Origin of the sequence: Cohnella cellulosilytica (assembly GCF_042431195.1) — a bacterium.
Taxonomy (GTDB): domain Bacteria; phylum Bacillota; class Bacilli; order Paenibacillales; family Paenibacillaceae; genus Cohnella; species Cohnella cellulosilytica.
The window spans coordinates 256,450-279,887 of the sequence record NZ_JBHMDN010000016.1 but is presented as its reverse complement, the minus strand read 5'-3'; the positions used below and the strand labels follow the sequence as shown (position 1 = coordinate 279,887).

The window sequence follows — 23,438 nt, the reverse complement described above, 5'->3', positions numbered from 1 at the left end:
CGCTTAAAGAGGATGCGGCAGCCGGATCCGCACGCTTGTTCCGCATCCGGGAGTGCTTGCGATGTCCAGCGTCGCCCGGTCGCCGTAATAGAGCGCCAGCCTGGAACGGACGTTGCGGATGCCGACATGCGTCTCGTCCTCTTCCTCCTCCGGCCGCTCGGACAGCACCTTTCGCAGCGTAGGCTCGTCCATTCCCCCGCCGTTGTCGCGAAGCAGGAACAGCAGACCGTCCCGATCAAGCGACAAGACCAGCTCGATGACGCCCTGCGCTTCTATTTTTTCCACTCCGTGCAGGCTGGCGTTTTCGACGAACGGCAAAAACACCATTTTCGGAATTCGGCTCTGCGCGGCCTCCCCGTTCGCCTCGATCCGGTACTGCAGCCGGTCTCCGAAGCGATATTTCTGAATTTCCAGAAACGAGCGAATCAGATCCAGCTCCTGCCCGGCCGTAATCCAGTCGTTGCCCCAGGATAGCGATTTGCGGAACAGCTTGGCCATGTTGCGAACGATTTGGGCCGTCTCCGTCTCACCCTTGATCAGGCTGCGCATCCGCAGCGTCTCCAGCACGTTAAACAGAAAATGCGGATTGATCTGGCTTTGCAGCGCATGAATCTGCGCCCGCCTGCGCTGCAGCTCCAGATCCTTGCGCTCGATTTCCGCCGCGAGCGCCTCGTCGATCAGCTCGCGAATTTGCCGCGTCATCCGATTCAGCTCGGCGGACAGCTGGCCGATCTCGTCCTTCGCCGCCTCGGCCTCCTCCTCGGCAATCGGCTCGAAGTTGCCGCGCTTCACCTTCTTGATCTGCCTGACGATCCGCAGCAGGCGATCGTGCAGCGACTTCGCGATCCAGACGAGCACCAGCGTCGGCAGCAGCAGATTGACGCAGGTCAGGTAAAGCGCAAGCCTGCGCGGCTCTCCGGTCCCGGCCAGCGCCTGACCCTTGGGGATAACGCCGGCCAGCGCCCATCCGTACAGCTCGTTCGCCCGCGAATACGGCTGGACGAGCACCCGCGAGCCGTCCGGCACCGGCAGGTCGTCGAAGCGGACCGGCCCGTCTCCGCCGTTCGTTCCCGGACCGGTCGCCAGCTCGATCGCGCGGTCGGGGCCGAGCAAATACAAGTCGCCCGGGAACCCCATGTTGCCGAGCGCCTGCGCAATCGCGTCGCGGTGAAGGTCGATTTTCAGCACCTTCTCGTATTCGTCCCGGGAGCTGAAGGCGTTCAGCTTCCGCACGACGCTGAACGGCGAGCTTCCGCGCCGCCCGTCGTGCACGAATACCGGCATGCCGCCGGCCTCCGCCACTTTCCCGTACCAGTTGGCGCGCTTGACCGTCTCGTCGATGAAGCCGATGCCGCCCGAGCCGAGCACCGTCGGATTGTCGGTGTAAATCGTCATACTCTGGATAAAGCCGTATACCGGAGCGTATTTCGCCAGGCTCGCGCGCAGCGCTTCGTCGTAGACGTCCAAATAGGCGATCGGGGAATCGTAAGTTCTCTCCAGCGCCTCGTTAACGACGCTGTCCGCGTAGAAGACCGAAGAGATGCCGACGGCCGTATCGATGCGCGCCTGCAGCTCGCCGTGAATCCGTTCGAGCGCCTGCGCCGCGTCCTTCTCCCTCTGGCTGCGGACGTTGTGCGCGGTCACCGAGTAGAAGAACAGGTTGGTCAGCAGAATCGGAAAAAAGACCGACAGAAAATAGATCAGCAACAGCTTATGGCGAAGTCTGACGTTGTTCAGGCTCCGGTTCATGCCCTTCGCTCCTTCTCTCCGGCGCTTCGCGATAGCGGCTGCGGAACTGGGACGGAGTCGCACCCTCCAGCTTCTCGAACTGCGCGACGAAATAGCTCGGCGTATTGAAGCCGACCTGTTCGCCGATCTCGTAGACGAGCCTGTCCGTAGAGCGGAGTAGCTTCTTCGCCTCCGCGATCCGGACGCCGAGCAGAAATTCGTTGAACAGCAGCCCGAACGTTCTGCGGAACAGCTGACCCAGGTACACCGGATTCATATAAAATAAAGCGGCGATGCTCTTCAGGCTGATCTCCTCGCGAAAATGCGCTTCGATATAAGCTTTGACGCCGTAAATGACGCCGGAGGACGAGGAGAAGGAGGACGGCTCTTCCGCTTCCCGCTCCGGATCGCCGCGGCGCCGCGCTTCGATTCCGCGCAGGGCGAAGACGAGCTCGTCCTCGTCGATCGGCTTCAGCAGATAGTCTCTGACGCCGCTGCGCACGGCCTGCTGCGCGTATTTGAAGTCCTCGTAGCCGCTGGCGATAATGAAGGACACGGGGAACGCGCATTCCTTCGCCGCCTTGGCCACCAGTTCGAGCCCGTCCAGCACCGGCATGCGAATGTCCGTAATGACCACATCGGGCCGGTGCGCCTGCATCCAGGCGAGCGCCTCCATCCCGTTGCCGGCCTCCCCGCCAATCTCGAATCCGAGCGCGCGCCAGTCGATCAGATTTCTCATCCCCTGGCGAATGTACACGTCGTCGTCCACCAGCAGCACCTTGCGCATCTTAACCCCTCACGGCGCGGACAGCCGCCATTCCGGATGGCGGGAGAGCCGCTCCAGCAGGCCGAGATACGTTCGCTTGTTGCTGTCCAGGTGCGCGTACGCGTCCCCGCCGATGCCGTAGCCCTGAAATCCGATCCACTCTTCGTACCCGAGGCGCCGCAGAAGCTGTAATAGATGGAAAATATCCAGCTCGCCCTGCTCGATGCGCTCGATCGACGCCGGCAGGCCGGCGCCGTCCGGCAGTTTGCGGCTTCCGCACAGGTTGACCGCATGCAGATAAGGCAGGCAGGCGGTCAGCGCTTCCTCCGGAGCGCGTCCGTCGACGGCGTACCAATGAAAGGAGCTGAAGGCGATGCCAAGCAGCGGATGTTGAAGCTGCCGCACGAGCCGCAGCGCGTCCTGCCAGCGCTCCATCCAGTAGTAAACGTGGTGGTACAGGGAGATCCGGACGCCGCCCGGCTCGGCCGCGGCGAGCAGCCGCCGGAGCCAGGCCAGCGCCATGGCGTCCCCAGCGGGATCGGAAGGAGGCGGTCCCGCTTCGCCGGTCGTCAGGGCCAGCTCGACCCTGTCGCAGCCTTGCAGTCTTCCGAACAGCTCCAGAATGCGGGCCGCCTCCGGATGCTCGGGCGGAAGCGCAACGTCCAGCACGACGTAGACGGCGGCCACGTCCAGCCCGTAATCTCCTCGGACCGCGGACAGCCGCTCGACGTCCCGCCACGCCCGCTCGTCCCACAGCGTCAAGTAAGCGCCGTCGTAGCCGAGCTCGCGCAGCATCTCGCAGCGCGTCTCCAGCGGATAGCTGCCGAGAGAATGATAGAAAAAAGTGTCCATCGCGTAGATTCTGTTCATCGCGGCTCCTCCAGTTCGACGGATTGGGCTTCTCCCGTGCGCGCGCAATCGTAGATCGCGGCCAGGATGCCGAAGTTGAATACCGCCTGCTCGCCGACGATCGCGAGGGAAGGCAGCCCGGCCACCGCCCGGCGGAAATAAACGATCGGCTTGTCCATCATGTCCGGCGTCGCGTCGGCCAGCCGGCTCGTCTCCCGGACCGGCTCTCCGCCCTCATCGCCGAAGCGGACCAGTTCCCCGTCCTCGCCGAAGATGAGCCAGTCCCACGACACCGCTCCCTCCGTCCCTTCGATTTCCGTCACCGTCCGCTCCTCGCCATGGCAGCAGGCGGCCCGCTCGTAGCGGACCGGAAACCGGCTGCCGTCCGCCAAGTGGAATTGCAGCAGCGCTCCGACATGCTGCTCCACGTCGAACGGGGCGGCGAGCGCGACGGGATGGTCGGCGCGCGGATTGGCCGTCCAGGCGTGCAGCACGTCCACCCGCACGGGCTGCAGCGTCTCGGTCATCGCCGCGATGTCGTACGGCCCCCAATCCATCAGCGTGCCTCCTCCGCTGATCTCGCGGCGCAGAAACCAGCGGCTCTCCGGCTGGTATTCGACCCCGGAGCGCGCCCGGCGGCGGCGCTGAATCCAGTTCATCTGATAGATTCGGCCCAGCTCTCCCCGCGCCAGCAGCTCCTTCACCCGGCCGGTCGTCGGCAGGCCGGCGAACCGCGAACTGCAGCAGCCGAGCAGCCGGTTCGCCTTGCGAGCCGCGCTTAGCATCCGCGCGGCTTCCTCGCGGCTGACCGCCAGCGGCTTCTCGCAGAGCACGTGCCGCCCCGAAGCCAGCGCCCGGCAGGCGATCTCCGCATGGGCGACGGGCGGCGTCGCCACGATCACGATGTCGTCGTCCCTTGCCGGCTCCGCGAGCATCGTCTCCAGATCGCCGTGCGGGACGGCCTCGGGAAATTGCCGGACGAAGTCGGCGACCGCGGCGGGATTGCTGTCCGTCACATGCAGCTCCGCGGCCGCTTGCCCGGCCTCGGCTTCCTTGCGGATCGCCTTGGCGTGAAGGCGGGCAATCGCCCCCGCGCCGACCATATAAATACGTTGAACCATAATGGGGTTCACTCCCGTTCGTATTAGGGCGTGTCTGAAAACCCGCTCAGGGGCATCTTTCACCGCCTTTTCGCCCCCTGCTTCGACCCTTTGACGTACCTCCGGTACGCCTTCACAAAAGTTCCTTGCATGGAACGAAAATTCGGCCAAATCTGCTGCCCTCGGAGTATTCAGACACGCCCTAGCCTTGTTGTGAAAAAACACGTTCCCTTAAGGGAACGACGCATAGCCTTCCTTGGTCTTCCGGATGCTTCTGCGGTATTCGCCCGGCGTCCGTCCGACGCTCGATTTGAACACCTTGCTGAAATAGACCGCGTCGCCGAAGCCGCAGGCGGCAGCGATCCGATCCAACGTATAGTCCTCGTTCTCCAGCAGCTGCATCGCCCGGCGCAGCCGCAGCGTCCGCAGCATCTGCTGCGACGATACGCCGTACACGCGCTTGAACAGACGATTGAAATAGTTCGGATGCAGGTGCAGCATTCGCGCCAGATCGTCCCTCGTTATTCTTTGTTCCAGATGCTCCTCCATATAGGCGATCACCGGATAGAAGCGATCTCCCGTCGTCATCGTCGAAGCCGCGCGGCCTGCACCCTCCGTCTCCAGCCAGCTGTCCAGAATGTCGCCGAGCAGCCGCAGCGAGAGCGACATCGCGCGGTAATCCCGCACCGGCGTCTGCGGGCGATGCCAGACGTCCAGCAGCTCTTCGAACGAATGCGCGTAAGTTTCCGCGCACTGCAGCGTCACGACACGGCCGACCGGGAACCGACGAAAAAAATCGAGCTGCGGTTCCCCTTTGACGTCGAGCAGCATCCACAGATGGACGCCCCGGCCGACCGCGATTTCCGTAAAAGGAACGTTCGGCGGGTGGATCATGACGTCCCCGGTCTCCGCATGGCTCGTCATCCCGGACGAACGCATCTCCACGCTGCCCTCCAGCACGAACGATACCGTCCAGTGCGGCTTGATCATCTCCAGGCGGAAGGAGTCGTAAGCGGCTTTCTCTACGTGGTACAGCGCAAAGTCCAACGTTTCCTTAACGCTCAGCGGCTCGCGCACGATCTTCACCCCGACGGCGAATCACTTGACCGCGGCCGCCAGCTCGCCGCGAACGAACGCGCCGTTCTCCAGCGTCACCCGATCCGGCTCCGACTCCGCGGCCGCCGATTCTTCCTCCACCATAATCCAGCCTCCGTAGCCGCTCTCGCGCAGGTAAGCGGCGATCCGGACGTGATCGATCGAGCCTTGCCCGAGCGCCGTCCACGCTCCGCCGTCCCGTTCCCAATCCTTGAAATGAACGTGCCGGATGAGCGGCCGGTAACGCTGCATCACCCGCTCCGGGTCCATGCCGCCGCGGGCGATATGGCCCGTATCCGGCGCATAGCCGCAATAACGCGGATCGAGTCCGTCAAGCAGCACGCGATAGTCCTCCTCCGTGCGGAAGACGGAGCCGGACGGGGAATTCGGATGGAAGGCGCAGTCGACGCCGGCTTCGTGCGCCCGGCGGGCGACGGCGTTCGCATGGGCGAGGGCGCGGCGCTGCCGCTCGGCCAGCTCGGAGCGGTCGGAGCCGGGAAGCTGAACGAGCGTCAGCAGACTGCCGGGGAACGTCCGCATATAGCCGATGACGCGATCCGCCTCTTCGCGCTCCTCGTCCGTCTCCTCCGCCTGCCGCCAAGACAGCGCCAAGCAGAGCGCGCCCAGCTTCAGTCCCCGGCGGTCCAGCGCCTCCATCAGCGCCTCCGGCTCGGTGCGGTAGCGGCCGAGCATGCACACCTCCGGCTCGACCCCTTCGCCGCCCGCCCGGGCGATCACGTCGAGAATATCGTCCAGCCGGTCGCGATACTTCTCGTAGGACATCTGCCACGTATACGTCTGATAGCCGAATCGGATGCTCATCTCCGCTTCGCCTCCCCGATCGCGCGGCGTATGAACGGAACCGCCCGCCGTCCCCATTCCTCGGCCTGCGCGTTAAAGCAGTAATCGACGCACCACCATTCCAGCGGCGCGACGACGGGCTCCATTGCCGCCAGAAAAGCGGGAAAATCGATGCGTCCCGCGCCGAACTCGGCATGCGTGCTCGTCTCGTCGTCGTGCAGCGTGCCGTCGGAATCGATCAGATGGAAATGTCCGATCGTATCGCGCAGCAGGTCGGCGTATTCGATAATGCCGCCGGGCAGCGTCTCCCGCTCCCCCGTCTGTCTGGCGCCGGCCACTCCGCTCATATAGGCGTGGCTGGTGTCGAACAGCACGCGGAACGCCGGATGGCCGACCGCTTCGACGAGCCGCTTCACCTCGCCCGGCTTGTTCAACCAGAAGCCGGGCTCGAACTCCCAGACGATCCGCACGCCCCTGGCGGCCGCCAGCTCGGCGGAAGCCCGCCACGTGTCCGCCAACCGGGCAAAGCGCGCCTCGTATTCGGTGGCCGCCAGTTCGGCGGGCGGACTGACGGTGTCGACCCGGATCGTCCCGATCTCCAGGTCGACGCAGAAGTCCAAATAGGCTTGCAGCTGCGCCAAATAATCTCTCTGCGGACAGAGGTCCGGCGGAACCTTGGCGAAATCCGGCGCATAGCCGGAAATGCCGAGCCCGTGGGCGCGGATGCGCTCGCGCAGCTCGCGCCGGCTGGCCGCGCTTGGATGGCTGTCCGGCGTCGGATGCGGCGCGAAGCCGTTGATTTCCACGCCGTCATAGCCGGCCTGCGCCGCATACTCCAGCACGCGCTCGAACGGCCAGGGAGCGGCCGCGAACGGACCGAACGCGAACGCCCAGGAACCGATCGATAATTTCGGATTCATCGTCGTCACTCCTTGTAGGAAAAAGTAGGTTGCTTGAAAAGATAGATTTGCCCGTAAAATAAGCCGGCTTTATCGCCGCGCCTGTCTGGCGACCAGAACGTCGTACGGCGGCAGGGCGACTTCCCCGAGCAGCGGCGAACCGTCCGGCAGCGTCTCGCCCGGCGACAGAAATACGAGCGGCTGCGGCTCAGCCGTATAGTTCAGGAAAATATAAAACTCGTCCGTCCCGCTCAGCCGCCGGACCGTCTCGACCTCGCGCGGAATCCGCGCCCAGTCCGCCAGCGGATCGGCCAGGCCGAGCGCGCTCAGCAGCTCCGGCACGTTGGCGTCGGTGAAGAACGCGCCGCAGTAGACGACCCGTCCCCGTCCGACGCGCGTTGCGACGACTGCCGGCTCCCCGCGGTAGTAGTCGGCGTCATAGCGCGCCAGCACTTCGGCTTCCGGCGAGAACGGGCGCAAGATTTCGTTGAAATGCGGAGCGGCTGCGCTAACCCCCGAAGACGCGTAGGTCATCGTCGACGATGTATCCCGCACCATCGTGAATTCGACCGCCTCCGTCCCGGTCAGCTCGCGCAGCACGCCCGGAAACGGCAGGCTGTAGCAGCGGTTCGTCCGGTCCTTGTAGCCGGCCCGCGGCCCGAAGACGACGATGCCGCCCTCCTCCGCGTAGCGGCGCAGCAGCGCGACGTCCTCTTCGGCCAGCAATTGGGCGTTCGGATAAAACAGCGCCTTGTACGGGCGAAGCCGCTCCGGATCGCACATAGGGCGCAGCGACAGCTGGTCGGCGTTCAGATGAAGCTCGGTCAGTCCGCGGAACAGGCTTTCCTCGCTCTCCCACTCGAACGGTCCGATATAGCCTTCGATTTTGGCGTTGCTGTCGTTGTCGTAGTCATACAGCAAAGCCGTCTCCGGGACGATCTCGCTGCCGACAAGCAGATCGCCGAACTTCACGATGTCGTCCGCGAACCGTCCGGCCTCCTCCACTCTGCGGTTCGGCCGGTTGCCGTAATCGTTCAGCCCGTGCCACAGCGTCTCCGCGCCCGCCGTAACCGTTCTCCAGCGGAAGAACAGCAGGCCGTCGGCCCCGTGCGCCGCCGATTGCCACGCCCACAGCCGCAGCTGCCCCGGCTTGGGCGTCGCCTGGAGATAATCTCCGAAGCCGTACCGGTTCAGCGCGTTGCCCGATTGTCCTCCCGGGCCGGCCTGCTGCTCCAGAATCATGAATTTGCCCGACATGCCCCGGACCCGGCCAAGATGCTTGGACGTCATCCGGTCCCGGTAATGCGCCGGCAGATCGCCGCGCATCAATTGAAAGGCCGGATAGGAATCGAACGACATGAAATCGAGCGCCCGCTCCGTCAGCTCGGAATTGTCGATGTTGCCGAACAAGCCGTTATGCGTCGCGAACCGGTGCGGAGCGTGCCGCTTGAGCGCGTCGTATTGCAGCTTCGCAAAGGCAATCGTAGAATCCGAAGTAAAACGGTAAAAATCCAGCAAATGTCCCGGATTGTGATACGTCGGCGTCGGGCGCGGCAGGTCGACCTGCGCCCAATCCGAATACGTCTGCGCCCAGAACACCGTCCCCCAGGCCTCGTTCAACCGCTCCAGGGAGCCGTATTTGCGGCGGCACCATTCCCGGAACGCCGCGCGGTCGCTGTCCGCGAAGCTGACGTCCATATGGCAGTTCAGCTCGTTGTCGATCTGCCACCCGATGACCGCGGGCTCGTCGCGATAATGCAGCGCCATCCGTTCGACGATCGCCGCGCATCGTTCCAAATAAGCGGCCGCCGTATAGTTGCAGTGGCGGCGCGAGCCGTGATGCATAACCTGTCCATGGAAATCCCGGCGCAGCGCCTCCGGATATTTCGCCGTCAGCCACGCCGGCGGCGCATAGGTCGGCGTGCCGAGGATGACGTCCAGTCCGTGCCGCTTGCACAGCGCGATCGCTTCGTCGAACAGCTCGAAGGAGTAGCGGCCCTCCTCCGGCTCGAATATCGGCCACGCCGACTCGCCCATCCGCACCGTATTGAAGCCCAGCTCGCGCATGCGGCGAAAATCGTCGTCCCACAGCTCCCGGCGCCAATGCTCCGGGTAATAGCAGACGCCGAGCAAATAACGGTTCGTCCGCAGACGTTTGTCCGCTGTCATCCTGATTCCCCCTATTCGCTCAGCCACGTTTTCAATTTGATGAGCGGATCGGCCAGCTGCTCCGCGGGCGGCGCGGCCCGTTTCTCCGCGAGCAGCTCGGCCTGGCGGAACGGCTTGGCGATCGCCTCGCTCGGTCCCATGCCGCTGACGGCGGACAGCCGTCCGTCCGCTCCCAGATGGAAATACAAGCGTCCGGCCTCGCCCAGGTCGCGCAGCACGACCGTGTCGGAGGGCTCCGCCAATCCGGCGACAAGCAGCGTCTGGTCGTATTGATCCGACCAAAACCAGGGCAGGGCGGCGTACGGCTCGTCCGAGCCGAGCATCGCGGCGGCGGCGTGCGCGCCTTGATCCTTGGCGTTGCGCCATGCCTCCAGCCGAACGCGGCGGCCTCCGTACAGCGGGTGCGGGAACGAGCAGCAGTCGCCCGCCGCATAGATATAAGGATCGCTGGTGGCCAATCTCGCATCCGCCTTCACCCCGTTGTCCAGCTCCAGTCCGCACGACGCCGCCAGCGCCGTCTCCGGCACGGCGCCGATGCCGGCCAGCGCGACGTCCGCCGCGAGCTCCGTTCCGTCGGCCAGCCGGATCGCGAGCGCGTCCCCCGCCCGGTCGATCGCGGCGACGGCGGCGCCAAGCCGGACCTCTACGCCGGCTTGGCGGTGCAGCCGCTCCACCCGCTCCGCGAGCGCCTGGGGCACGCCGCGCGTCAGCAGACGAGGCGCGGCCTCCAGCAGGGTGACGGCGCAGCCCCGCGCGGCGGCGCTCGCCGCCGTCTCCAGGCCGATAAAGCCGCCGCCGATAATGACCGCGCGTACCCCGGGCCGCAGCCGGCCGCGCAGCCGCTCGGCGTCCTCGAACCGGCGCAGGTAGAGCAGCTCCCCCGCTCCCGTGCCTTCCGCCGGCAGCGGCCGGGGGCGGGCGCCGGTCGCCAGCAGCAGCCGCTCGTACGGCAGCTTGCGGCCTCCGGCCAGCTCGACGAGATGATTCTCCCGGTCGATGCGAACGGCCGCTTCCCCGCCGATTCGCTCGATCCCGCTGTCGCGCAGCGTTCGATCGTCGGCGATGACGGACGGCGGAAGCTCCTCCTCCGCGACCAGATGCCGCTTGGACAGCGGCGGACGCTCGTACGGCGGACGGCTCTCGTCCCCGACCAGCGTTATCGCCCCCGTCCAGCCCAGCGACCGCAGCGTCAGCGCGGCGCGCGCGCCCGCTTCGCCGGCTCCGACAATGACCATTCCTTGTGCGTTCATGGTAAACTCCTTAAGCTTCTTCTAAGCTTCCTTAAGATGGAATTCGAATATAGACCTTGTCCGCGTCCAGCTTGACCGGATACGTCGTCAAGTCGACGCAGACGGGAGCGCGCTTCGCCGCTCCCGTCGGAATGTCGAAGCGGCCGTTGTGCTTCGGGCACTCGATGACGCTGCCCATCACCAGGCCGTTCGACAGATGGAACCTCTCATGCGTGCAATAACCGTCCGTCGCGTAATAGTCGCCTTTGTCCGTCCGATAGACGGCGAACGTCCGGTCGCCGTAATCGAAGCGGACGACGTCTTCCTCCTCGATGTCTTCCGCGTCGCACACCTCGACCCAGATCGGATCGCTCATAACGGTTCACTCCTTGCCTGAGGCGTCGCCTCGCGATGATATTGATAGGGTCGCGCCGTCGGCGGCAGCGGCTTGACCACGACGTACGCGGGATCATGCTTCTGCCGCCGCAGCGCCCGGATCACTTCCTTCAGCGCGGCCAGAAAGCTCGGACAGGCCGCCGGGCAGTCGGCCTTCATCTCCTCGTGCAGCTTCGGCAGCGCGTGATACGGAACCATCGGGAACATATGGTGCTCGATATGATAGTTCATGTTCCAATAGAGAAACCGCAGCACGGGATTCATGTAGATCGTGCGGGAGTTGAGCCGGTGATCGAGCACGTCTTCATGCAGCCCGAGGTGCTGCGTCATGCCGAACGCCAGCACGATCGCGAAGCCGTAGAAGGTCGGCAGGCCGACCAGCATCGCGGGCAGCAGGCTGCCGGTATACAGGCAGGCCGCGAGAACGAGCAGCCAGACCAGCAGGCACAGACGCGCCTCGCGGTACACCTTGGGAAACTCGCCGGACGGAATGTATTCCGCCTCCGTCCGCTCCATCCGTCCCAGCGCATGCAGGAAAAACCGCTTGATCTCGATCGGGCCGCCGTACAGATCGAACAGCTGCATCCATAATATTTTCCACAGGGGCGGCCACTCCGTAATAATCTCGGGATCGCGTCCGACGATAATCGTGTCGGTATGATGCCTGGCGTGGCTCCACCTCCACGGCGTCGCGGAACGCAGCACCATGAACGAGGCGATCTGATAGAGCGCTTCGTTCATCCACGGCGTCTTGAACGCCGTGCCGTGGCCGCATTCGTGCCACCGGGAATCCGCCGGCGTCGCGTACAGAATCCCGTAAGCCAGAAACGCCGGAATCGCCCACCACGTGCCCCAGGATAGACAGGCCGCAGCCCCGAATATCGCCAGCAGGCCGAACCAGATCAGCGTGTCGCGGATCGCCGGCCCGTTCCTGCGTTTCATGAGCGCCTTCATCGTCGCCCGCGGTACCGGACTGACGTACCACTCCGCCGCCACGAGCCCTTTTTCCCTCGCGCGCTCGCTCTCGGGACCGGTCAGACTGTAATCCCGCCTTTGAACAACCAATGCCATATCACTACCGCCTCCACCTTGCAGGCTGCCCGCGTGCCGTCAACGGCCCGAAGCGCGATGGCCGAGCAGAAAATCGAGCGTCCTGCGATTAAAATCGTCCAGCCGGTCCCAATGATGGGTGTGCCCGCTTCCGGAGAACACCTCGAGCTCGGCCTGCGGCATTTCCGCCGCGATCGCCTCCGTCAGCGGCAGCGGCGTAAACGCGTCGCGGTCGCCGACCGTAAGCAGCGTCGGGGCCGCGACGGCCGCCAATCTCCCCGCCGTACGATGCGTCAGGCACGCGTCGCACTGCGCGCGGAATGCATGCGCCGGCATCGGCTCGGCCTCGGTCAGCGCCGCCCGACGGGCCGCCTCCAGCTTGTCGCCGTGCGCTTCATGATAGGCCGGCGTATAAATAAACGCCTGCAGCAGCCGCTGGAACTCGTCCGGGCGCAGCCGCTCGTATCCCGCCGCCAGCGTCTCGAACACGCTGGCCGTATACGACCCGCACGCCTGCCACGAGCAGTTCAGCGTCAGGCTGCGCACCCGCTCCGGCGCGGCCAGCGCGACCTCCTGGGCGATGGCGCTGCCCATGGAAATGCCGGAGAGATGGACCGCTTCCAGCCCCAGCTCCCGCACCAGGCCCAGCGTATCCTCGGCCATCGCCTTCGTCGTATAGGGACCGACAGGCTTGTCCGATTGTCCGGCCCCGCGGTTGTCGATCAAGAAACAGCGAAAATGCCGCTCGTAGACGCGAGCATGCTCCTCCCAGACGCTGCCCGGCGCGCCAAGCCCCATCAGCAGAACGAGCGGCTCGCCCTGTCCTCTTTCCGTATAGTGCAGCCTGATTCCGTTCGTTCGCACGAATGGCATCCGTCCGTTCCCTCCCCGCTCCGTTTCAAATCAAATGTCGGCGAATGTATTGCACGCCCAACCGCGCCGCGTCGTCCGGATGCTCCGCGTAATCCCGCCACAGATGCAGCCGCGAGATCAGTCCCGGAACCTGCCGGCCGAACGCCTCGATCGTCAGCCAGCCGCCGTAGCCGACGTCCTTCAGCACGTCGAACGCTTCCTTCGGCACGGCGTGGCCGCTTCCCGGCACGCCGCGGTTGTTCTCCGAAATGTGCACGTGGAAAATATGCTCCGCCGCCTCCCGCCACGCCCGCGGCACGTCGAGCTCCTCGATGTTGCCGTGGTGCGTGTCCGCGAGCAGGCCAACGTTCGGCAGACCGACCTGCCGCACGAAGCGGACGCCGTCCGCCAGCGTGTTGACCAGGTACATCTCGAACCGGTTGATCGGCTCCAGCGCCAGGCGGACGCCCCGCTCCGCGGCATACTCCCCCGCCGCGCGCAGCGTCTCCACCGCATCGTTCCATTCGCCGGGCTGCGGCCCGCGTCCGCTGAAACGGCCCAAGCCCTGGAACAGCGGACCGCACAGCACGTCCCCGTCCATGGCGGCGGTGTTGTCGACGGCCAGCTTGAGCGTCTCCAGCGCGCCCTGCCTCAGCGCCGGGTCCGGGCTGGCCGGGTCGGCGACGGCGGCGTCCAGCGCGGCGATTGCGGTGCAGCCGAGCTCAAGCTCCCGCAGCAGCGCGCCGAACGCCCGCGCGTCCGCCAGAGCCATATTGTCCGCGGGCAGCTCCACGCCGTCGAAGCCCCATTCCTTGATCCGCCGCAGCAGCTCGCCATGGACGGACGGATCGGGCTTGTCCGTCCACAGCAGCAAATTCATTCCCACCTTCACGGCTCCGTTCACTCCCATGGCTTCAAAATGATTTTTCCGCTGTCCTGCGACGCTGACAGCTCGAACGCTTCCTGAATCCGGCTCATCGGGAACGTATGCGTAATGAGCAGATCGGTCAGCAGCGACCGCTCGATCACCTTCATCAGATCCGGATACAGCTTCAGGTTGTAATGCCAGGAGCCGATCAGATGAATGCCCTTGCGCAGCAGGTCGTCGCTGACGCGGATCGGCGTCTCGGAGAAGCATTCCCCGACGAACGCGACTTTGCCCTTGCGCCGGACGGCGTCGATCTGCAGCCGGTGCGCGGCGACAACGCCGGAGCAGTCGAGACCGCAGTCGGCTCCCCTGCCGCCGGTCAGCGCCTTCACCTGCGCGGCCGCGTCGGGATCGCGGGGATCGATCAGATGATCCGCACCCATCCGGCGCGCCAGCTCCGCCCGGTAAGGATTCATCTCCACCGCGATGACCCGCGCCCCGCGGAACTTGGCGTTGACGACCGCGCCCAGACCGACCGGCCCGAGACCGGTAATGAGCACCGTGTCGAACGCGCCTACCTCCATCGCGGAGAACGCGCCGTGGGACGGCCCGAGCCCGCAGCAGGCCAGCGAAGCTTTCTCGTACGATACGCCGTCCGGAATCGGCGTGAGCAGCCACGACGGCTTGGACAAATATTGCGTCATCGTCGGCTCGTAATGGTCGAGTCCCCGCTCGCAGTGGATGAAATCGCCCGCGCGGCACAGCTCGCACTCCCCGCACGGGTACTGCGGCATGACGACGACCCGGTCGCCGACCTTGACCGTGCTGCCCGGCGCGGTCTCGACGACTTCGCCGGCCGCCTCGTGCCCGAGGCAGTCGGAATGCTCGCCGCGGACGAAGCTTTTGTATTCGGCGCACATCGGCGCCGCATGCACCTTGACGAGCGCCCAGCCCTCCGGCAGGGCGGGCTTGTCCCGCTCGACCAGTTCGGCGCGGCGTTCTCCCGTAATCGCTGCCACCTTCATCGTTGTTCGCCTCCCTCAATCTCTTGCTTTAACGGGTCTTGCTCCGGGATGCTCCGCTCCAATCCGAGTGCCCAGTGCATGCCGTTGATCAGCAGCCGCCTGAAAGCGGACAGCTCGAAATCCTCGGGATGCCCCATCGTCGTCGTGAAGACGCGGCCGCCTCCGGCGCGCGTTCTCGTCCAGGCGACGGGTTGGACGCGCGGCGTCTCGCTCGTGTACGACCAGCCGTTGTCCTCCGGATTAACGGTCGCGCCGTTCAGCAAAATTTGCGCGCCCTCCGGCGGATACGGCAGCACCTGGTAGAGCCAGGAGCGGCATTCGAAATGCGTCGGCACGCCCCGCAAAATCGGATGCCGCTCCGCGCCCCAGGCGACCGACACGCTCGTCGACGAGGAATGGCCGAAATGGCGAATCCACGGCGCTCCGAGCACGTCGATGCCGAAGCCGTCGTTCCATTCGGCCAGCGGATGATCCTGTGGATATTGGAAGGCGTGCGTGCTCGTCCGCAGGCCGACGACCGGCTTGCCGGACGCCAGGTAATCGCGGATATGGCGGAACTGCTCCTCCGGCAGCTGCCGGAAGCGGATGTAGAAGACGGCCAGATCGGCCGTCCGCAGCGCCTCCAGTCCGGGGATGCTGGCCGGGGACGCGGGGTCCGGGGCGGCCTGCAGCACCGTGGTCCACGCTCCGTATTTTTTTGCCTCCTCGGCCAGCAGCGGCATCGTTCTCTCCGATTCGTACTCGTCTTCGCCGCAGACGAACACGATCCGTCGGCCGCGCAGCGTCTCATTCGAAGCTTCCATCGCGTTTCATCCCTCCTTCTCCCGGTAGACGAACCAATCGAAATCCGCGTGCCGCCCTGCGCCGGACAGGTCGTGGGCGCACAGGCAGACGAACGCCCCGGTAAAGCCCCAATCGGTGAAATAGCCGTCGACCAGATGCGTGGCGTATTCGTCCGATATTTTGCTGGCGTCCAGTGTCGGCCCGATTCCCTGCCAGTCCTGTCCGTCCAGCGAATAGCGGAAGCGCAGATCGCGGCCGTTCAACTCCAGCTTCAGATGAACGGGCGTCCCTTCCGGGATCGGAATATGCGGCTCCGTATGCTCGTCGTAGACGCCGTGATCGCCCGCGATAATCCCGATATTTTTGCCCAATGCCTCGTCGCGGCCGATGCGCAAATAATAGTAGTTTTGCGAATTGTAGTAGTACATCAAACCGGCCATCTGCTGGTACGTCTCCGGCTCGAATTCTACGACGGTGGCCGCTTCGCAGACGAACGCCTGCTGTCGGCGGCCGACGAGGCTGTGCCGGAACCGCGAGTTCGGCGACTCCATGCCGCGCAGCCGCAGGAAGCCGGGACGTTCGGTCAGCGTCGCCCAAGCTTCGGTGAAGGGTTGGCGCAGCGTCTGCCATTGCTGCCCGAGCGCTTCGCGGTCGAAATCGTCCTTGTCCGGTACGGACGGGAACGGATGGGCCGGCAGCGCCGGCCCCCGTACGATCGTCTCGGGCGTATTCCCGCCGGAGGCCAGCCGCAGCCAGCCGTCCGCCGTCCACTCGCAGCGCTGAAGCGCCGTCTCGCGCCCCAGGTTGCAGCGCCGGTCCGCGCCCTCGAGCGGCCTGCCGCACAGATGGGCGATATACCATTCCCCGCTCTGCGTTCGTACGAGACTCGCGTGGCCCGCCTTCTGCAGCGGCAGCTCCGGAGCGTGCCGCGACGTCAGCATCGGCCCGCGCGGATCGGTCTCGTACGGACCCTCCAGCGTTCGCGAACGCGCTGTCGTCACCGCATGCTCGTAGCTCGTTCCGCCTTCGGCGACCATCAGATAGTAGCGGCCATCCTGCTTGTAGAGATGGGGGCCTTCCGTCAATCCCAGCTCGGAGCCTGCGTAGATTTTGCGGGAAGGGCCGACCAACCGGCCCTCGTTGACAGAATATTCGCGCAAATAAATGCCGTTGAAGGCGTCTTTGCCTTTCCGGAAGTCCCATTGCATGTTCACGATCCATTTTCGGCCGTCGTCGTCATGGAACATCGACGGATCGAAGCCGCTGCTGTTCAGATAAACGGGGTCGGACCACGGCCCCTCGATCGCCGGAGCGGTCACGACGTAGTTATGCGTGTCCTTGAACGCTCCGGCATGGCTCTTGACGTCGGTGTACACGAGGTAAAACAAGCCTGCGCCATCGTCGTAAGACAGGCACGGCGCCCAGACGCCGCCGGAATCGGGATTGCCCGTCATATCGAGCTGGCCGGGCCGGTCCAGAGGGCGGCCGAGCGGCCGCCAATGGACAAGGTCCCTGGAATGATGAATTTGCACGCCCGGAAACCACTGGAACGTCGAGGTCGCCATATAATAATCCTCGCCGACTCTGACGATAGAAGGGTCCGGGTGGAAGCCGCGAAGAATCGGATTGCGGATTTCGGCCTGCTCCCGGCTCATTTGCCTCACATCCTTTGCTGTCGGCCTCTATTATAGGATTTCTGCGAAATCGCTAACAATCAAGGAATGGAACCTGATCTTGTCTTTTTGGAACCTTCTGCTTCGCTTACTTCGTTTTGTTCAGATCGGCGTCGTAGGCGCTCTGCAGAATGGCCAGATAGTCGTTTAATCTGAGACCGTCGAGACCTTGGACGTAGCCGTCCCATTCCTTGGCGATGTCCTTGTGGCCGGTAATGAATTGCAGCATGTTCGACTTGACGTAATCCTCGAGCGTCGCTTTGAACTGGGCGGCTTTCTCCCCGTCCTCGGCGCTGATGAAAATGTCGATCGGGAACATCTCGCCTTCCTTCGGCTCGAAGCCCTCGTATTTCTTCGTCTCCGTCACCAGACGCAGCTCGTAGCCTTCCGGCGACATCATGTCCTGGGAGACGGCTTCCGATTCGAAGCGCTCGCGCGGCCGGAAATCCGGTCCGGCCTGATCCCATCCGTCGGTATGGATCGTCTCCGAACGGTAGGACGGATCGACCTGGTAGCTGGCCTGCTCGCCGTTGACGGTCAGTTGGCCATCGTCCGCCTTGCGCCACGAATGGCCTTCGACGCTGAACACCTGTCCCCATGTGCCTTCCTCGGTCCACAAGTAATCCAGCAGCTTGATCGCGGCGATCTGCTGATCTTCATCGGCCTTGTCGGTAATGACGAAGCGTCCCTGGTTGCCGACCGACTTATAGTAGCCGGACAGCTGTACGCCTCCCGGTCCTTTCAGCGGAGGAACCGCGACGTAATCGTAGTTGCGCGGATCGGTGCCCGCCACCGCCATCTGCGCGTGTCCGATCGCGAACGCGCCGAGGATCGTATCTCCCGGATTGTTGCCGAGCTGCTGCAGCCCTTCCGGATTTTGCGTAAACGCCTGCGGGTCGATCAAGCCGTCCTTGTACAGCGAGGCCATATAGCTCAGACCGTCCCGCCATTCGGGCTGGGCCGCCGACAGCTGCACCTGGCCGTCCTTGACACGGATGTAGGAGTACGGCTGTCCGTCCCCGGTATTATAGATGAAGGCGTTCATCAGGAAGCCGGTCAGGTCCCCGTGCCACGTGTTCAGCGCGCCGCTGAGCGGAATTTCGTCGGCGACGCCGTTGCCGTTCGGGTCGCCCGTCTTGAACGCGCGCAGCACTTCGGCGAACTCTTCGGTTGTCGTCGGCATCTCCAGATTGAGCTTGTCCAGCCAGGCCTGGTTGATCCACAGCTTCTGCGCGTACCAGCAGTGATAGCATTCGTTGACCTGCGGCATCGCGTAGATGTTGCCGTCCGAGGAGGTGACCGCCGTCTTCAGGTCGGGACGCTCCGCGAAAATTTGCTTGATGTTCGGCGCGTATTGATCGATGAGATCGTTCAGCGGGAGGAATACGCCCTGCTTGCCGAATTTCATCTGTTCGGCCGGCGTGAAGTTGCCGCTGAGGAAAAGCGCCGGATAGTCGCCGCTGGCCATCAGCACGTTGCGCTTGTCGTTGTTGTCGTTCGGCGGACCGACCGTAAATTCGAGCTCGACGTTCGTTTTCTCCTCGACCTGCTTCGTGAACGGATTGTCCAGCGTCGTCAAATTCGGCGACTGGTTGATGAACGCGGTCAGCTTGATCCGTCCGGACGCCTCCGGGCTGTCGGACCCCGACGGACTTCCTCCTTGCTCCGAATTTCCGCCGTTCGAGCAGGCGCTCAGCAGCAGCGACGCAATCAAACCCAGACCCGCAAGCTTGCTCCATTTTTTTCTCATTTCGGACACCCTCCGCAATCGTAGTAGGATACAGCTTCGTTTCTCCCGGCCTATCGTTTGTCTATTTTAACCTTTCAAAGAACCGATCATGACCCCCTTCACGAAGTGCTTCTGAACGAATGGATATAGGATAAGGACCGGCAGGCTGGAGACGACGATCAGCGAAAATTTCAGCAAATCCTTCATCCCCTGTCTGGCTTCCATTGTTCGTACGTCTACCATCATCGAATTGTCGACGGAATTCTGAATGAGAATTTCCCGCAAAATCAATTGAAGCGGATATAAATCAGCGCTCTTGAGGAAAATCAGCGCGTCGAAATAAGCGTTCCAGGCGGTGACGGCGTACATCAGCACGAGCACCGCGATAATCGGCTTGGACAGCGGCAGCGCGATCGACCGCAGGAAGCGCAGGTCGCTGCAGCCGTCCATCTCCGCCGCCTCGTTCAGCTCCTCGGGAATCGTCTCCTGGAAGAACGTTCTGGCGATGAACACCTGCCACACCGCGATCGCCTGGGGCAGCAGCAGCGCCCAGCGGGTGTCGATCAGGCCGAGGTTTTTGACGACCAGGTAATACGGGATCAGACCGCCGCTGAAAATCATCGTGGCGATGAGCAAATACATCAGAAACGTCCTGCCGTAAAACGTGCGCTTGGACAGCGGATAAGCGATGGCGATCGTCAGCGCGACGCTGATCAGCGTGCCGAAGCCCATGTAGAAGATCGAGTTGCCGTAACCCGTCCAGATGCGCGGATTTTGCAGCACGGCCGTGTAGCCCTTGAGCGAGAATTCGACCGGGAACAGCCATACCCGGCCGGCCACGACCGCCTGCGGCGAGCTGAACGACGAGCTGACGATGTAGATCAGCGGGTACAGCACCGCGATCAGCACGGCAAGCAGCACGACGTAGATAAAGATGAGCAAGGCCTTGTCCGACAACGGCTCTCTGATTTTGTTGGATGCCGCCATAGCCATGTTAGAACAACCCCGTTCCCGTTGCGCGTCTTGCCCCGAAGTTGGCAAGCAGGATCAACCCCAGGTTGATCAGCGAATTAAACAAGCCGACGGCGGCCGAGAAGCTGTAGTTGGCCTGCACGAGTCCGACCTTGTACACGTAGGTCGAAATAATTTCGGACGCGCTCGTGTTCAGCGGATTTTGCAGCAGGTACACCTTCTCGAAGCCGATGTTCAGCAGTTGTCCCATGTTCAGGACGAGCAGCAGCACCATGATCGGCATAATGCTGGGCAGATCGATGCGAATGATTTTCTGCAGCCGGTTGGCGCCGTCCAGTTTGGCCGCCTCGTAGAGCTGCGGATTGACGCCGGCCAGGGCGGCGATATAGATGATCGCGCTGTAGCCCGTGAACTGCCAGACGTCGGAGAAGACGAAGATCGTCGTGAACAGGGACGGCTCGCCGATAAAGTTGATCGATTCGAACCCCAGCGCCGTGCGAATGTGGTCGATTGCCCCGATCCGCGGCGCCAGGAACAGCAGAATCATCGACACCATAACGACGGTGGAAATGAAATACGGCGCATAGGTGACCATCTGCACGGCGCGCTTGAACAAGCCGTTGCGCAGCTCGTTGATCATCAGGGCCAGCAGAATCGGCGCCGGGAATCCGACGGCCAGCGCGTACAGGCTCAGAAACAGCGTGTTCTTGATCAGCATCCAGAAGTTCGGATGACGGAAGAACTCCTCGAAGTGCTTGAAGCCGACCCAGGGGCTGCCCCAGATTCCCTGCTTCGGGCTCAGATCCTTGAAGGCGATCTGCACGCCCAGAATCGGGACGTACTTGAATAAAATGAAATAAGCGATCGGCAGCGCGATAACGATGTACAGCTGCCAGTGACGACGCATTTGCCGCAGCGCGCCCCGCCGGGACGCCTGCCCCGGCGGACCGACCCGGGCATAAGCCGCGGGCGGCGCATTCGTCGTGTCGGACATGTTGCAACCCCCTCCTCGTCTGACTGATTGGTGCGATGGGGCAACTATACCGCGGAATGATCCGCTCCGGCAATTGACAAGAATCCGCCGCTTAACAAAAATCGGACCGGGCTGCAGAGCCCGATCCGACCGGTCACTATACCATTTTCCGCGCTTAACCGGAACGCTCCCGGCGGTAATCTCCGGGCGGAATTCCGACGATGCGCTTGAAGACGCGGGTGAACGATACCGGATTCAGATAACCGACCCGCTGGCCGATCTCCTGAACCGACAGATCGCTTCCGCGCAGCAGCTCCTTGGCCAGCTCCACCCGGCGATCGATCAGAAAGTCGATGAACTTGATATCGAACTGCTCCTTGAACAAGGCGCTGACGTTTTTCGAAGGGATGTCGAACTGCTCGCTCAGATGAACGAGCGACAAGTCGGGATTGGCGACGTTCTCGTCGATGTAGTCCCTCATCCGGATCGCGATCTCGCCCGCGCCGCCCTTGGCCGTCTTCTCGGCCATGACGTATTCCAGCTTTTCCAGGATGCCGAGAATTTCTTCCTGCGCGTCCTCCAGCGCCTCGAACTGGTCGATAATATCCCGCATAATCGCTTTGTTCGTCTCGACCGCCTCGTCGTCCAGCATCGTTCCCTGAATTTGCTCGAACAAATGGTAGGCGAAATAATTCAGCAGGTTGACGATGTCGTCGCGCTTCAGCCGGTTGCTCCTGTACTGCTCGTACATCGCCGCGTATTTGGACCGCCAATCCGGCTCCATCATCCGGAAGGCATAGACGAGCCGGCGAATGCGCTCCAGGTGGGCGTACAATTCGACCGAAGCGCCCTCCTCGGTCTCCCAGTAGCCGATCGTGCGGTCGCTGCCGAGCACGGCCCGGCAGTTGACCGCTTCGACGGCCGACTTGTAGGACGTTTTGAGCTGCGCGACGCCGTCGGCCGCTTTGCCGACCCCGATCGTGACGGTAAAGGTCAGATTGCTCCGAATCCACTGCAGGGCGTTGTCGGACAGCTTCAAAATGCGATCCGTCAGCGCGAGGGAATCGTCCTCCTGCACGTAGACGAACCCGCACATCTCCTTGTCGTTGATCCATTCGCTCCAGCTGCGCAGCCCGTGCTTCTGCACGAGCTCGACGTACATGTTCTGGATAATGAAGCGGAACAGGATCATGTCCTGTTCCTTGTAGCGCGACAGCGCGTCGGAATACTTGTCGATGGAGACGATGACGACCGCCGCCTGCTTAAAGCCTCCGGTAAAGCCGTGGCTCTCCATCTCGGCGTTCCATTCCTCGCTCGCCAGCGAGCGGGAGCCGCTCATCGCTTCGAGGAAAATCGATTTTTTGCGGTAGCCGATATTGAGGTCGGACTGGGATTTGAACAGGTTAAACCGCTGGACAAGGGAGTCCAGCGTCGATTCGATGTAATGGAACTCGTTGCGCTCCTCGCCGCCGCGCGCTCCCGAGGCGCGCGAGATGCGGTCCAGCTTGGAGATCAGCTCCCGAAGCGGCCGGTAATTGCGGTGCGTCATATAGAAGATCGCCAGCAGACCGGCCAGGGCGACCAGCAGCGCCAGCGCGATCCAGACGTTGGAGAACGTGCGCAGCAGCGCAAAGCCGCTCCCCTTCGCCAGCCCGCTCTCGTAGGTCCAGCCTGTGTAATCCGACACCGTCGCGGCGATCGCCGTCCGGCCGGACGGCTCGTCCGTCGCCATGAACAGCGGCTCTCCGCCCTTGCCCGTTATCGTAACGTAGCTGGATTTCCGGTCGATGCGCTGCGAGACGAGCTGCTCCAGGGCGCTGACCCTCACATTGACGATCATCAGTCCGCTCTCGCCCCGGTTGGTCAAATATTTGCGGGCGAGCGAGACGACCTCCTCCTCGCGCGACGACTGGAATTCCTTGAACGGACGCCGGTCCGTCCAATGGTACGAATAACCGTCCTGCCGCAGCCCGCCCACGAAATCGCGATCGGCGTACCGCTCCAGCGGAGCTACCGTATTCGAGCTGAGCACGTAGCTGTCGCTGTCGCGCACGAGGTAGACAGAATGAATGAGCGGGTTCAGCTGCTTCATGTTGTTGAATTCCTTGGTGGCCTGGTAGGTGAAAAAAGCCGGCGGCTGGCCCGATTGGTTAAAATAATCCAGCAGGTTGAATTCCGGGGAATTGCTGTTGCGCGTCTGCATCGTCACCATGAGCTGGTCGATGGCCGACAGCGTCTGCTCGACGCTCTGCATCATCTGATTGTTCACGCTTGCGTAAATACGCGACGTATCCTGCTGCGCGCGCTCGCTGAGCACCTGGAAAAAAATAAAAAACAAAAACGAGATCATCAGAAAAAATACGGGCATGTACGAAAACAATAAGCGATAATACCACGTTTTCCGCATTTCAACCCCTCCAAATTTTACAAAGCCGCCAGGGGCGCAAGTAAGCGCTTGCGAAAGCGCTTCGCGTCAAGTCT

20 protein-coding genes are annotated in these 23,438 nt (G+C 63.2%); all 20 read right to left on the bottom strand.

What is annotated here, in order from left to right:
* Positions 1-3: 3 nt before the first annotated feature.
* The 20 genes from ACFFT4_RS13215 to ACFFT4_RS13120 all read right to left on the bottom strand — a co-directional run bounded on the left by ACFFT4_RS13215 (position 4) and on the right by ACFFT4_RS13120 (position 23,364).
* Positions 4-1,749 carry a sensor histidine kinase gene (locus ACFFT4_RS13215; RefSeq protein ID WP_378048297.1) on the bottom strand — a complete coding sequence of 582 codons (1,746 nt, stop codon included), beginning with the start codon at positions 1,747-1,749 and terminating at the stop codon, positions 4-6.
* Entirely contained in the window at positions 1,712-2,515 is an 804-nt protein-coding gene (locus ACFFT4_RS13210) for a response regulator transcription factor (protein WP_378048296.1), read from the bottom strand. Before ACFFT4_RS13210 ends, ACFFT4_RS13215 begins: the two co-directional genes overlap by 38 nt.
* A 9-nt stretch (positions 2,516-2,524) precedes the next feature.
* The gene (locus ACFFT4_RS13205; protein ID WP_378048295.1) at positions 2,525-3,364 is read right to left on the bottom strand and encodes a sugar phosphate isomerase/epimerase family protein; all 840 of its coding nucleotides are present in this window, start codon (positions 3,362-3,364) and stop codon (positions 2,525-2,527) included.
* On the bottom strand, positions 3,361-4,464 hold the full coding sequence (locus ACFFT4_RS13200; RefSeq protein ID WP_378048294.1) for a Gfo/Idh/MocA family protein: 1,104 nt from the start codon (positions 4,462-4,464) through the stop codon (positions 3,361-3,363). Before ACFFT4_RS13200 ends, ACFFT4_RS13205 begins: the two co-directional genes overlap by 4 nt.
* A gap of 210 nt (positions 4,465-4,674) precedes the next feature.
* Positions 4,675-5,520 carry an AraC family transcriptional regulator gene (locus tag ACFFT4_RS13195; protein WP_378048292.1) on the bottom strand — a complete coding sequence of 282 codons (846 nt, stop codon included), beginning with the start codon at positions 5,518-5,520 and terminating at the stop codon, positions 4,675-4,677.
* 21 nt (positions 5,521-5,541) lie between these two features.
* Positions 5,542-6,360, bottom strand: coding sequence for a sugar phosphate isomerase/epimerase family protein (locus tag ACFFT4_RS13190; RefSeq protein WP_378048290.1), 819 nt, complete (start codon positions 6,358-6,360; stop codon positions 5,542-5,544).
* The gene (locus ACFFT4_RS13185; RefSeq protein WP_378048289.1) at positions 6,357-7,259 is read right to left on the bottom strand and encodes a sugar phosphate isomerase/epimerase family protein; all 903 of its coding nucleotides are present in this window, start codon (positions 7,257-7,259) and stop codon (positions 6,357-6,359) included. The genes ACFFT4_RS13190 and ACFFT4_RS13185 overlap by 4 nt, the downstream gene beginning before the upstream one ends.
* 69 nt (positions 7,260-7,328) lie before the next feature.
* The gene (locus tag ACFFT4_RS13180) at positions 7,329-9,407 is read right to left on the bottom strand and encodes a beta-galactosidase (RefSeq protein ID WP_378048287.1); all 2,079 of its coding nucleotides are present in this window, start codon (positions 9,405-9,407) and stop codon (positions 7,329-7,331) included.
* Between the two features lie 11 nt (positions 9,408-9,418).
* Positions 9,419-10,657, bottom strand: a complete 1,239-nt coding sequence (locus ACFFT4_RS13175; RefSeq protein WP_378048285.1) for an NAD(P)/FAD-dependent oxidoreductase — start codon at positions 10,655-10,657, stop codon at positions 9,419-9,421.
* Positions 10,658-10,688: 31 nt separating this feature from the next.
* A complete protein-coding gene (locus tag ACFFT4_RS13170) occupies positions 10,689-11,012 on the bottom strand; it encodes a MocE family 2Fe-2S type ferredoxin (protein WP_378048283.1) in 324 nt (107 codons plus the stop codon).
* Positions 11,009-12,103 (bottom strand): fatty acid desaturase family protein, encoded by a 1,095-nt coding sequence (locus ACFFT4_RS13165; protein ID WP_378048282.1) that lies wholly within the window; start codon positions 12,101-12,103, stop codon positions 11,009-11,011. The genes ACFFT4_RS13170 and ACFFT4_RS13165 overlap by 4 nt, the downstream gene beginning before the upstream one ends.
* A 39-nt stretch (positions 12,104-12,142) precedes the next feature.
* The gene (locus tag ACFFT4_RS13160) at positions 12,143-12,955 is read right to left on the bottom strand and encodes an alpha/beta fold hydrolase (RefSeq protein WP_378048280.1); all 813 of its coding nucleotides are present in this window, start codon (positions 12,953-12,955) and stop codon (positions 12,143-12,145) included.
* Between the two features lie 25 nt (positions 12,956-12,980).
* Positions 12,981-13,826 carry a sugar phosphate isomerase/epimerase family protein gene (locus tag ACFFT4_RS13155; protein ID WP_378048278.1) on the bottom strand — a complete coding sequence of 282 codons (846 nt, stop codon included), beginning with the start codon at positions 13,824-13,826 and terminating at the stop codon, positions 12,981-12,983.
* A gap of 8 nt (positions 13,827-13,834) precedes the next feature.
* Complete coding sequence (locus ACFFT4_RS13150) at positions 13,835-14,827, bottom strand: zinc-dependent alcohol dehydrogenase (RefSeq protein ID WP_378048276.1); 993 nt, start codon at positions 14,825-14,827, stop codon at positions 13,835-13,837.
* A complete protein-coding gene (locus ACFFT4_RS13145; RefSeq protein ID WP_378048274.1) occupies positions 14,824-15,630 on the bottom strand; it encodes a ThuA domain-containing protein in 807 nt (268 codons plus the stop codon). The genes ACFFT4_RS13150 and ACFFT4_RS13145 overlap by 4 nt, the downstream gene beginning before the upstream one ends.
* A gap of 6 nt (positions 15,631-15,636) precedes the next feature.
* Positions 15,637-17,265, bottom strand: coding sequence for a glycoside hydrolase family 43 protein (locus ACFFT4_RS13140; protein ID WP_378048272.1), 1,629 nt, complete (start codon positions 17,263-17,265; stop codon positions 15,637-15,639).
* 106 nt (positions 17,266-17,371) lie between these two features.
* Positions 17,372-19,033, bottom strand: coding sequence for an ABC transporter substrate-binding protein (locus tag ACFFT4_RS13135; protein ID WP_378048271.1), 1,662 nt, complete (start codon positions 19,031-19,033; stop codon positions 17,372-17,374).
* A gap of 66 nt (positions 19,034-19,099) precedes the next feature.
* Positions 19,100-20,005, bottom strand: coding sequence for a carbohydrate ABC transporter permease (locus ACFFT4_RS13130; protein ID WP_378048270.1), 906 nt, complete (start codon positions 20,003-20,005; stop codon positions 19,100-19,102).
* A gap of 1 nt (position 20,006) precedes the next feature.
* Complete coding sequence (locus ACFFT4_RS13125) at positions 20,007-20,978, bottom strand: ABC transporter permease (protein ID WP_378048268.1); 972 nt, start codon at positions 20,976-20,978, stop codon at positions 20,007-20,009.
* Between the two features lie 154 nt (positions 20,979-21,132).
* Complete coding sequence (locus tag ACFFT4_RS13120) at positions 21,133-23,364, bottom strand: helix-turn-helix domain-containing protein (protein WP_378048266.1); 2,232 nt, start codon at positions 23,362-23,364, stop codon at positions 21,133-21,135.
* Positions 23,365-23,438 lie beyond the last annotated feature (74 nt).

Bases quoted from the DNA above. Each gene is read 5' to 3' on its own strand.
- ACFFT4_RS13215 (WP_378048297.1), bottom strand. From the start codon at position 1,749: ATGAACCGGAGCCTGAACAACGTCAGACTTCGCCATAAGCTGTTGCTG.
- ACFFT4_RS13210 (WP_378048296.1), bottom strand. From the start codon at position 2,515: ATGCGCAAGGTGCTGCTGGTGGACGACGACGTGTACATTCGCCAGGGG.
- ACFFT4_RS13205 (WP_378048295.1), bottom strand. From the start codon at position 3,364: ATGAACAGAATCTACGCGATGGACACTTTTTTCTATCATTCTCTCGGC.
- ACFFT4_RS13200 (WP_378048294.1), bottom strand. From the start codon at position 4,464: ATGGTTCAACGTATTTATATGGTCGGCGCGGGGGCGATTGCCCGCCTT.
- ACFFT4_RS13190 (WP_378048290.1), bottom strand. From the start codon at position 6,360: ATGAGCATCCGATTCGGCTATCAGACGTATACGTGGCAGATGTCCTAC.
- ACFFT4_RS13185 (WP_378048289.1), bottom strand. From the start codon at position 7,259: ATGAATCCGAAATTATCGATCGGTTCCTGGGCGTTCGCGTTCGGTCCG.
- ACFFT4_RS13180 (WP_378048287.1), bottom strand. From the start codon at position 9,407: ATGACAGCGGACAAACGTCTGCGGACGAACCGTTATTTGCTCGGCGTC.
- ACFFT4_RS13175 (WP_378048285.1), bottom strand. From the start codon at position 10,657: ATGAACGCACAAGGAATGGTCATTGTCGGAGCCGGCGAAGCGGGCGCG.
- ACFFT4_RS13170 (WP_378048283.1), bottom strand. From the start codon at position 11,012: ATGAGCGATCCGATCTGGGTCGAGGTGTGCGACGCGGAAGACATCGAG.
- ACFFT4_RS13165 (WP_378048282.1), bottom strand. From the start codon at position 12,103: ATGGCATTGGTTGTTCAAAGGCGGGATTACAGTCTGACCGGTCCCGAG.
- ACFFT4_RS13160 (WP_378048280.1), bottom strand. From the start codon at position 12,955: ATGCCATTCGTGCGAACGAACGGAATCAGGCTGCACTATACGGAAAGA.
- ACFFT4_RS13150 (WP_378048276.1), bottom strand. From the start codon at position 14,827: ATGAAGGTGGCAGCGATTACGGGAGAACGCCGCGCCGAACTGGTCGAG.
- ACFFT4_RS13145 (WP_378048274.1), bottom strand. From the start codon at position 15,630: ATGGAAGCTTCGAATGAGACGCTGCGCGGCCGACGGATCGTGTTCGTC.
- ACFFT4_RS13140 (WP_378048272.1), bottom strand. From the start codon at position 17,265: ATGAGCCGGGAGCAGGCCGAAATCCGCAATCCGATTCTTCGCGGCTTC.
- ACFFT4_RS13135 (WP_378048271.1), bottom strand. From the start codon at position 19,033: ATGAGAAAAAAATGGAGCAAGCTTGCGGGTCTGGGTTTGATTGCGTCG.
- ACFFT4_RS13130 (WP_378048270.1), bottom strand. From the start codon at position 20,005: ATGGCTATGGCGGCATCCAACAAAATCAGAGAGCCGTTGTCGGACAAG.
- ACFFT4_RS13125 (WP_378048268.1), bottom strand. From the start codon at position 20,978: ATGTCCGACACGACGAATGCGCCGCCCGCGGCTTATGCCCGGGTCGGT.
- ACFFT4_RS13120 (WP_378048266.1), bottom strand. From the start codon at position 23,364: ATGCGGAAAACGTGGTATTATCGCTTATTGTTTTCGTACATGCCCGTA.